Below are 9,667 nucleotides of genomic sequence, written 5' to 3'. Positions count from 1 at the left end.
GGACCCGGTCAACCCGGACCCGGTCAACCCGGACCCGGTCAACCCGGACCCGGTCAACCCGGACCCGGTCAACCCGGACCCGGTCAACCCGGACCCGGTCAACCCGGACCCCGCGAGAGCCGGGTGATCGTCGGGCAGCACCACGACCATCGGGTCGCGGAGCAGCGGGTGCACCGTCACCGGGCCCGGTGGCGTGATCGGTGTGTCCCAGGACGCGATGACCGCCATGTCGAGGCGGCCCGCGACCACCTCGTCGACGCCCTCGTCGGAGGTGATGTCCGTGACGGTCAGGTCGGCGTCCGGGTAGCGGTGGCGCAGAGCGGTAAGGGCCGGTGGCAGCAGGTGCAGCGCCGCCGCTTGGAAGGCGCCGATGCGCAGCCGCAGCGAGAGGCGACCGAGCAGCCCGTCGAGTCCTCGCACGGCCCGCTGGGTCTCCTCGTCGATGACCTTCCCGTGCCGGGCGAGCAGGGCACCGGCTGCGGTGAGCGAGGCGCCTCGTGGCCCGCGGTGCACCAGCGGCGTCCGCAGCTCGCGTTCGGCCTTCGCGAGCTGCTGGGTGATCGCGGCGGGCGTCCGGCCCAAGGCCTGGGCCGCGCCGGCCATCGAACCATATCGGTCGATGAGCGCGAGCAGCTGCAGCTGGGCCGGCTCCATGCGTGAAGAATATCGAATGCTGACTGTCACAAACGGGCGTTCTCTTCACGCTGGGAGAACCGCACGCTGGGGTCATGCCCACTCACCTGCCAACCTTCGTGATCACCACCTGGCTGCTGGCAATGCTCCCCGGCGCCGGTCAGGCCCTCATGGTGCGCCAGACCCTGCGGGGCGGGCTGCGCGCGGCGTGGGCCGGCATCGCGGGCACGGCGACCGGCCTGCTGATCTGGACGACCGCGGCGGCCGCGGGACTGTCGGCGGTGGTGCTGGCCAACCCGGCCGCATACACGCTGATCCGTGCCGCAGGTGGCGGGATCCTCGCCCTCCTGGGGCTGAGCACTCTGCTGTCCCTACGCCGGAAGGCAACGCCACCAAGCGAGACGCCGCCGGCAGGCGAGACAGCACCCGCAGGCGAAACGCCACCCGCACGCGAGGCGCCGTCGGCAGGCGAGACAGCACCCGCAGGCGAGACGCCACCCGCACGTGAGACGGCACCGGCAAGCGAGACGGCACCGGCAAGCGAGACGCCACCCGCACGCGAGACGCCGTCGGCAGGCGAGACGCCGTCGGCAGGCGAGACGCCACCGGCAAGCGAGGCGGCATCGGTTGGCGAGACACCGCTGGTAAGCGAGAAGGCATCGGTTGGCGAGGCGGCAGCTGCGCTGTGGGGTGGGTATCTCGCTGGGTTGGCCACGAACCTCGGCAATCCCAAGGCGGGCGTTTTTGCGATCTCCCTCCTTCCGCAGTTCGTGACGTCGGATGGGCCGGTGTTCTGGTCCAGCGTCGTCCTCGGCGCGCTGTGGGCGCTGGTGACGGCATGCTGGTACGTCTTGTTCACCTGGGCGGTGAACCGGGGGCGGTCGTTCGCCTCGCGGCCGGCGGTGCACCGGCGGCTGCAGGCTGTCACCGGCGGTGTTCTCGTTCTGCTCGGGGTGGCCGTCGCGGCCGGGGTCTGAGTCATGCCAGTTCGGGCCAGACGTGCGGCTCCAGGTAGTTGTGCACCCCGCGGAAGAACCAGTCGGCGAGGTCTCGTAGCCGTTCCAGGCAGTCGGTGTAGTAGCTCGTCGGCTCCGGGCGGCGGAAATTCGGGTGCGAGGTCCATTCCGCCGCGAAGTGGGAGAGGTAGAAGTAGCCCTCGGCCAGCCAGCGGGGCAGGTCGTCGTGCTGGTGAACATCTCGCAGCCGGCCCGCATGGCCGCCTCCAGCCGCTGGAACGCCGGCCGGTCCCAGTCCAGGTCGATCCGCAGCCGCAGCAGGAAACTGCCGTCCGCCGCCTCGAACTCCTCGCGCAACACGCTCAGCACCTCGTCCACGGCCCGTATCCTCCTGGACCGGTACGACAGTTCCGCACGAGCAGCTGGACAGATCTGCGGACGCTGGTCGCGCTGGTGCCTGGCCTACGCGAGGGCTGCCGGAAACCCGCAGCCGAGATGGGCGGGCGTCGGGAGGAGCAGGATGACGCGGGCGACCGCTCCGACCGGCGCGCCGGTCACCATCACCTCGGCCTCCGCCGTCGGTGACCGCCGCTGCGAGTCGATCGAGTTCGTCGGCCACGAGGGCGGATCGTGATCGCGGTCACCCGCTACGACGACGAGAGCGGACGTCGCCCGGTCGACTACACCAAGGCGCGCGTCACGCGAGCCAGCCCGGGCGGATGAGGCCCGCCTCGTACGCGTAGATCACGACCTGCGCCCGGTCGCGGGCGCCGAGCTTGACCATCGTGCGGCTGACGTGGGTCTTCGCGGTCGCCGGGCTGATCACCAGGCGGGCCGCGATCTCGTCGTTGGACAGTCCCTCGCCGACCAGCACCATGACCTCGCGCTCCCGATCGGTGAGCGGCTCCAGCCGCTGCTCGGCCTCGCCGGGCGGCGCCGCGGTGCGCCCGCGTCCGCCCGGGGCGGCGAACTCGCCGATGACCCGCCGGGTGACGCTCGGCGACAGCAGGGCGTCACCGGCCGCGACGGCCCGCACGGCGCGCAGCAGCTCGACCGGTTCGGTGTCCTTGACCAGGAAGCCGGACGCCCCGGTGCGCAGCGCCTCGAAGACGTACTCGTCCAGCTCGAACGTGGTCAGGATGACCACCCGGGTGCCGGTCAGCGCCGGGTCCGCGGCGATCCGGCGGGTGGCCTCGAGCCCGTCGACCCCGGGCATCCGGATGTCCATCAGCACCACGTCCGGCCGGGTCTGGCCGGCCAGCCGCACCGCCTCCAGCCCGTCGCCGGCCTCGGCGACGACCTCGATGTCCGGCTCGGCGTTCAGCAGCGCCCGGAACCCGGCCCGGACCAGCGCCTGGTCGTCCGCGAGCAGAACCGAGATCATGCGACACCCCTCCACGGGCCCCGCCCGGGCCGGGCCGGACCCCATCATGCGAGTTCCCCCGCCATCATGCCGACCACGGGCGACCGCGCGAGCCAGCCCGCCAGGCAGACTCCCCCGCCAAACACGCGAACCCGCCCAGCCAGGCCAGACGATGCGAGCTCCCGATCATGCCGGCCAACGCGAGACCGCGAACGCGTGAGCTCGCTCGTCCGGACCGAACCACGCAGACTCCTCCGCCACCACGCCGACCACACACGACCGCGCGAGCCCCACCCCGCCAGGCCAGACCATGCAGACTCCCCGCCACCACGCGAGCCCGCCCGGCCAGGCCAGTTCCTCCACCACACCGAGCGACGCGGGACCGCGGACGCGCGGGCCGCCCGGCCGGACCGGACCGGACCGAACTCCCCGCCACGACGCCGACCGGCGCGGAACCCGGCCACGCGTGCCCGCCCAGCCAGCCACCACGCCGACCAACGCGGAACCCAAGCCACGCGAACCCACCCCGCCAGCCACCACGCCGACCAACGCGGAACCGCGGCTGTGCGGGCCCGATCGCCTGCCCGGATCGGCGTCATCTCGTGGTTGCCGGTGTTGTGGGCAGGGTGACCGAGACCAGGTAGCCGCCGTCCGGTAACGGCCCCGCCGACAGGGCGCCGCCCAGGCTCGCTGCCCGGGCTCGCATCCCCGCGATGCCGCTGCCGGCGTCGCTTGCCGCCGCTTCGTCGTCCGGGTTCGGTTTCGGGGGTGGGCCTGGGCCTTCGTTGCGGATTGCCAGCCGGAGCTCGTTCGGTGCGTACTCGACCGCGACCGTGGCTGCCGCGCCTGTGGATGCGTGTCGGCGGACGTTGGTCAGGGCTTCCTGGACTATTCGGTAGGCTGCGCGGTCCACCTCTGCCGGCAGGGCGCGGCGCTCGCCCACGGTTTCCGTGGTCACCGGCAGGCCCGCGTCGGCCGTGAGATCTGTGAGGCGGTCCAGGCCCAGCGCGGGCTGGCGGGGCGCCGCCTCCTCCTCCGGGCGCAGGACGCCGAGCACTGCCCGGACCTCTCGCAGCGCCTCGGAGCTGGCGGTCTTGATCGCAGCCAGCGCCTCGCGGGCTTGTTCCGGGCGGTTGTCCATCAGGTGCAGGCCGACGCCGGCCTGCACGTTGATCAGCGACAGGTGGTGGCCGAGCACGTCGTGCAGCTCGCGGGCGATGCGGAGGCGTTCGTCGGCGGCCTGGCGGCGTTCTTGTTCCTCCTGGGCGCGGGCGCGTTCGGCTTGGGCCTTGGCCATCTCGGCGAGGTAGGTGCCGCGGGCGCGGGCGGCGCCGCCGATGAAGGTGGTCAGGGCCAGGCCCAGGACGGTCAGCACCGCGTCGCGCACGGTCGGGCGGGCCGCCGCCGGCAGGCCCAGCGGGTCGGCGGCGAACCAGAAGATCAACAGGTACGCGAGGTAGCCGACGGCTGTCACGATCAGGGCGGCGCGGCGCCGGCCGTCGCGCACCGCGGTGAACAGCGCGATGACCGGGGCGACCGCGTAGGTCCAGGTCGGGGTGGACAGGGTCGCGTAGCCGACGGTGGCGGCGCCGGCGACCGCCAGCACCGCGATCGGGGCGCGGCTGCGCCAGGCCAGGGCCAGCGGGCCGACCAGCAGCAGCGTGCACGCGATGAGGTCGCGCGGATGGGCGAGGTGGGCGGCCTCGCTCCAGTTGCCGAAGACGTGGAAGCTGAGGGCGGCGATGATCGCGCCGGGCCAGTGCCGCTGCCGCAACCGCCGGCCAGCGGCGCCCGGCCGGACACCGCCGCCCAGCCGCCCGACGGAGCCAGTCCGGACACCGCCACCCAGCCGCCCGGCAGAGCCAGTCCGGACACCGCCGCCCAGCCGGCCACCTGCCCGCCCCCGTTTGCGCCGGACGGCAGCCGCACTCTCCCGACCCGGCGACCAACCATCGCCGCCGGACTCCGCAGGGCCGGCCGGCGGGTGTTGTGGCCCCCGGTCTCGCACGGATCGAACCTACGGCACCCCAGCTCACCCGGGCATCCGTCGGAGAGCGACACCTCGTTACGCCCCAGGGAGTACCCCGGGCGGCGTCTACCCCACCGGAGGTACGGCTCACCGCGTACCGGATGCTCCGCCGGGGCGACGCGGCCCGGCGCCGGATCGGCGAACCTGGAGTCAGTCCCGCCACGTCCCAGGAGGTCAGCGTGTATCCCAGCGATCCCACCCGGTCCGGCCAGCATCGGCTCCGGACCTCCGACACCGAGCGCGAGCAGGTCGCCGAGCTGCTGCGGGCCGCGATGGCCGAAGGCCGGCTCACCCTCGAGGAGGGTGAGGAACGGCTCGGCCAGGTGTACGCCGCCAAGTTCCGCGACGAGCTCGCCCCGCTCACCGCCGACCTGCCCGACCAGGGCCGCCGCGCCCTGGCCGAGACCCCGCAGGCGCGCGCCGCGACACGCCGGGACGTGCGTCGGCACGCCGGCTTCGTGGCGCTGATCGCGGTCGCCCTGACCGGGCTCTGGGCGCTGTCCGGCGCGCACTTCTTCTGGCCCGCGATTCCGCTGGTCTTCCTGGTCATGGGCCTGATGCGGCACGCCCGGTACGGCCGCTACCGCCCCGAGTACAGCTACCGGCACCACGTCGCGCCGTGGAACGCACCGAGCCACAGGTGATCCAGAACACTCCACAGTAGACGTGGCGGTCGTTGCCCACCCCCTCCCGCTCTGCGACAGTTACGCGGTTTACCCCCGGCCGCCCCCGCGCCGGGGGCCACGGGGAGGGGTGGGCACCACCATGATGGGTCCGTCGCACGCACTGTCGGGCGCGGCTGTCTGGCTGGCCGGCAGTTATGCCCTGGACCACTTCGCCGGCTACGCCCAGTCACCGCTCGCGATCGCGGTGGGTACGGCCGTCTGCTCGGGCGGCGCCCTGCTGCCCGACCTGGACCTGTCCGGCAAGGTCACCAGGAACCAGGGCGGCGCGACCGTCGCCCGGACGTTCGGGGTGTTCTCGCTGTTCATCGCCGAGGTCATCGAGAAGATCTCGCTCGGCGTCTACACCGCGACCAAGCTGAGCCGGGACCCGCGCCGCAACAACGGGCACCGCACGTTCACCCACACGCTGCCGTTCGCCGGGCTGGTCGGCTGGGGTACGACGGCACTCTGCGCCGGCTACGGCAAGTGGGCGGTGGTGGCCGTGGTGTTCTTCATGGCCGGCCTGGCCCTGCGCGGGCTGTTCGACCAGTGGGCCGAGCGGGCCGGCTGGTTGATCGTCACGCTGGCCGCGGGCGTGATCGCCTGGTTCACCGCGGCGAGCCTGCCGGGCGACCGCGGCTATCCGATGCTGGGCTTCGCGGTCGGGGTGGGGTGCGTGGTGCACCTGCTGGGCGACATGATCACCAAGAGCGGCGTACCGATCCTCTGGCCGATCCCGACCGGCCGCCGGATGTGGCGGATGATCGGCTTGCCGAAGGGGATCGCCATCAGCGCCGGCAGCCGCAGCGAGGTGCTGGTGCTGCGCACCCTGTTCACGCTGATCGCGCTGCTGTCGATGTTCGGCATGTTCGCCCCGCACCTGTTGCAGCGCCTGGACCTGGACGCCTGGGCCGACGGCTGAGCCCGGCCCGGGGCCGGGCCGGAGCCTGAGCCCAGGGGCTGGGGCCGGGGTCGAGGCCGAGGCCGAGGCCGAGGCCGAGGCCGGGGCCGGGGCCGGGGCCTGGGTCGGGGCCTGAGCCCAGGGCCGGGGCCGGGCGGGCTCGCTGCCGGAGTTCGACGTGCTGGAGCGGCCGCCGGCCGGGCTGCGCCGCTCAGGTGAGCACCGGGAACGGCTGGGCCGCGCTCCGGCCGGTCGCGGCCTCGATGAAGTCGACCGGCGGCGCCATCGCGGCGAGCAGGGCCGCCGTGTGCGCCAGGCCGTCGGCCGGCACGTGCGGCGGCAGGTCGAGGGCGCGCTGGACGTCGAGCAGGTGCACGGTCGCTTCCAGGATGCCGATGCTGACAACCTCGTCGAGACGCAGGACCGCCAGCCCGTGATAGTCCACCGGGACGGGGCCGCGCCGGCGCGCGGCCGCGATCGCATCCGGACCGGCGCCGGCGAACCGGTCGATCAGCTGCGCGATGCTGTACGTGACCGCGTCCTCGCGGGCGCCGGCCGCGTTCCAGTCCCGGAGGCGGTGCGCGGCTCCACCCGGGGCGTTGAAGTCCCGCAGGAGCTCGGCGGCCGTGGCGTGGGTGGGCTCCGCTTCACTCACCCGGTCGACCAGGCGCGGGAAGGTGAACGGCCACGAGGCGGCGTGCGCGTACAGGCTGCGGAGGTCCCAGTCGCCGAGCCGGGTCGGCAGCTTCCACTGCTCCTCCGCCGTCGTCCGGCCGCACTCCGCCCAGGCTGACCAGAGCGCGTCGAGCGTCGTGAGGCGATCGTCGAACGTCATTCTTCGACCCTATCGAGTCCACGTCCGGGCGGGGCCGCGATTCAAAGGCTATTCATAGATTTACATGCTTCAATGCAAATTCCGGACCGACCCCGGCTCCCACGAGGAGGAATCCCATGACAGGACAGCCCGACGAGATCCCCGCCGACAACGACGCGTACGTGCGGGAGGTGCACGACAAGGGCCTGCGATTTGATCTCCGGACGATGTCGCGGCGACGGATGCTGACCGCACTCGGCGGCGCCGGCGTGCTGACAGCCGTCGGCGGCCGGCTGCTCACCGACCAGACCCCCGCCGCGGCGGCCTGCGTGGCCGAGGTCGAGTCCGAGACCGCCGGCCCCTACCCGGCCGACGGCAGCAACGGCGTCGAGATCCGTACGGTCTCCGGCGTCGTGCGCAGCGACATCCGCTCGTCGTTCGGCGGCGCCACCGGCGTCGCGGGCGGCATCGGCCTCACCTTCTCGCTGACCGTCCTCAAGCTGAGCTGCGCCCCGCTGGTCGGCGCGGCGGTGTACGCGTGGCACTGCGACCGCGAGGGCCGGTACTCGCTGTACTCCAGCGGCGTCACGAACCAGAACTATCTGCGCGGCATCCAGGCCACGGACTCCACCGGCACGGTCACGTTCTCCAGCGTCTACCCCGGCTGCTACGCCGGGCGGTGGCCGCACATCCACTTCGAGGTCTACGCCTCGCTGGCGGACGCGACCAGCGGCCGCGGCCCGATCGTCAAGACCTCGCAGATCGCCCTGCCCAAGGCGACCTCGTCGGCGGTGTACGCGACCGTCGGCTACAGCCAGAGCGTGACCAACCTCAGCCGGATCACCCTCGCCACCGACAACGTCTTCCGCGACGACCTGGCGGCCCGTGAGATGGCCACGGTCACCGGCAACGTGACCACCGGATACCACGCCGGCCTGACCATCTCGGTGAAAGGCTGACACCACCGGCCGGGGCCGGGTCGTTCCGCCACCCGCCGCGAGCAGGCGATCCGGTCCCGGCCGATGACGTTGACCTGGCGCACCGCGGGCGAGGAGGGCCGGGCCTGGATGCTGCGGCACATCAGCGACGCGGGCTTCCGGTGGACGCCGCCGCCCCCACTGCCGGTGCCCCGCAAGAACGCGGCCGACCGGACGGTGCGGCGGCGGCTCCGGGCGCCGGCCGTTCCGCCCGGGCCGCGGCCCGCCGTCCTGAAGGCCCTGAGCCGGGACGAGCTCTGCCAGCTGTACGAGGATGCGGAGCGGCGCACCGGGTTCCGGGCGCATCCGGACCCGGAGGCCCGGCACCAACTGTTCCCCGGGCACGGGGCCGAGCGGGGTCTGTGGGAGTGCCGCGTGCTGCTGCACATGGTCGACGGGGAACGGGCCAGAGGATCGCTGGCGGTGCTCCCTGAGACGTTCCTCTCCCGGCCGCCCGTCCGCCTGGTGCGACAGACAACGAGGACCACGGCCGGCGGAAGAGCGCGCTGCTGTCGGCCTGCTCGCCGGCGTCACGATCCGCGCTCGGCACCGGCGCGCGGCCGGACGCGGTCAACCCGAGTGATCGCGGTTCGGCGGGGTCGCCCGGCGGAGTTTCACCGCCAGCAGGACCAGCCACAGCCAGCTCACGGACACGCACACCCGCTGCCACATCCCCGCCGCTGACGCCCACGGCTCCACCCCGCTGAAGCCCATCGTCGCCAAGACGAACAGCACCCCGAAGGCCACCCCGCTCAGCACCGAATACCCCGCGAACCAGCCCGCACCGCGCCGTCCGAACGCCACGCCGGCCGTCAGCATCGCCAGGGTCAGCGCCGCGAAGCCCGGGAGTGAGAAGGCCAGGTCGTGCAGCCGGCCGTGCCAGGTGAGCGGGGTCGCCGCCGTCGGGTAGCCGGCCACCGGGTCGGTCAGGAACATGCCCGCGCCGATCAGGCCCACGCCCCAGATCGTCACCAGCAGCGGCACGGCCAGGGCACCCGGGCCGGGGCGCAGGGCCCGCCGCAGCCCTGCCGCGAACAGCACCACCAGCACGCCGCAGACCACGAAGTTCGCGATCTGGGCCCAGCCCTGCGGCCCGAGCGCCAAGGAGCTGACCGGATGGCGGAGCGGCGAATACCCGTGGCCCTTCACCACACCCGCCACGACGTGGACCGCCGTGAAGAGCGGGCCGGCGAGCAGGCCGGCGAGGAGCAGCCGGCTGGGGCGGCGGGACGGTGGCCGCTCAGGGGTGGCGGCCGCCACGGCTGTCAACGTCGTCATGCTGTCAACCGTAGTTGACAGGTCCGGCGGCTGTCAACCTTGGTTGACACG

Annotated in this window: 9 protein-coding genes; 4 read left to right on the top strand and 5 right to left on the bottom strand. The window is 73.2% G+C overall.

Translation table 11 applies throughout. The annotated features are described in order from the left end of the window. Positions 1 to 654, bottom strand: a 654-nt coding sequence (locus ACIBQZ_RS19410; RefSeq protein WP_396090082.1) for a LysR family transcriptional regulator, incomplete at its 3' end; no start/stop codon positions are given. A 74-nt stretch (positions 655 to 728) separates the two neighbouring features. Here ACIBQZ_RS19410 and ACIBQZ_RS19405 point away from each other — a divergent pair. Further along, complete coding sequence (locus tag ACIBQZ_RS19405; RefSeq protein ID WP_396090081.1) at positions 729 to 1,610, top strand: LysE family transporter; 882 nt, start codon at positions 729 to 731, stop codon at positions 1,608 to 1,610. A 676-nt stretch (positions 1,611 to 2,286) separates the two neighbouring features. Here the strand turns inward: ACIBQZ_RS19405 and ACIBQZ_RS19400 are convergent. Then, positions 2,287 to 2,973 (bottom strand): response regulator, encoded by a 687-nt coding sequence (locus ACIBQZ_RS19400; RefSeq protein ID WP_396090080.1) that lies wholly within the window; start codon positions 2,971 to 2,973, stop codon positions 2,287 to 2,289. A 574-nt stretch (positions 2,974 to 3,547) separates the two neighbouring features. Beyond that, a complete protein-coding gene (locus ACIBQZ_RS19395) occupies positions 3,548 to 4,726 on the bottom strand; it encodes a sensor histidine kinase (RefSeq protein WP_396090079.1) in 1,179 nt (392 codons plus the stop codon). Positions 4,727 to 5,160: 434 nt separating this feature from the next. On the opposite strand from ACIBQZ_RS19395, the gene ACIBQZ_RS19390 reads away from it, so the two are divergent. Then, positions 5,161 to 5,625 (top strand): DUF1707 domain-containing protein, encoded by a 465-nt coding sequence (locus tag ACIBQZ_RS19390; RefSeq protein ID WP_396090078.1) that lies wholly within the window; start codon positions 5,161 to 5,163, stop codon positions 5,623 to 5,625. Between the two features lie 121 nt (positions 5,626 to 5,746). Beyond that, a complete protein-coding gene (locus tag ACIBQZ_RS19385; protein ID WP_396090104.1) occupies positions 5,747 to 6,568 on the top strand; it encodes a metal-dependent hydrolase in 822 nt (273 codons plus the stop codon). Positions 6,569 to 6,758: 190 nt separating this feature from the next. Here ACIBQZ_RS19385 and ACIBQZ_RS19380 read toward each other — a convergent pair whose 3' ends face one another. Next, positions 6,759 to 7,382 (bottom strand): maleylpyruvate isomerase N-terminal domain-containing protein, encoded by a 624-nt coding sequence (locus tag ACIBQZ_RS19380; RefSeq protein ID WP_396090077.1) that lies wholly within the window; start codon positions 7,380 to 7,382, stop codon positions 6,759 to 6,761. Between the two features lie 116 nt (positions 7,383 to 7,498). On the opposite strand from ACIBQZ_RS19380, the gene ACIBQZ_RS19375 reads away from it, so the two are divergent. After that, positions 7,499 to 8,320, top strand: coding sequence for an intradiol ring-cleavage dioxygenase (locus tag ACIBQZ_RS19375; RefSeq protein WP_396090076.1), 822 nt, complete (start codon positions 7,499 to 7,501; stop codon positions 8,318 to 8,320). Between the two features lie 588 nt (positions 8,321 to 8,908). Here ACIBQZ_RS19375 and ACIBQZ_RS19370 read toward each other — a convergent pair. Further along, entirely contained in the window at positions 8,909 to 9,616 is a 708-nt protein-coding gene (locus ACIBQZ_RS19370) for a DUF998 domain-containing protein (protein WP_396090075.1), read from the bottom strand. Positions 9,617 to 9,667: the final 51 nt, after the last annotated feature.

Source organism: Actinoplanes sp. NPDC049599 (assembly GCF_044465625.1).
Taxonomy (GTDB): Bacteria; Actinomycetota; Actinomycetes; order Mycobacteriales; family Micromonosporaceae; genus Actinoplanes.
The sequence above is the reverse complement of the archived record's forward strand: the minus strand, read 5'-3'. Positions and strand labels throughout refer to the sequence as shown.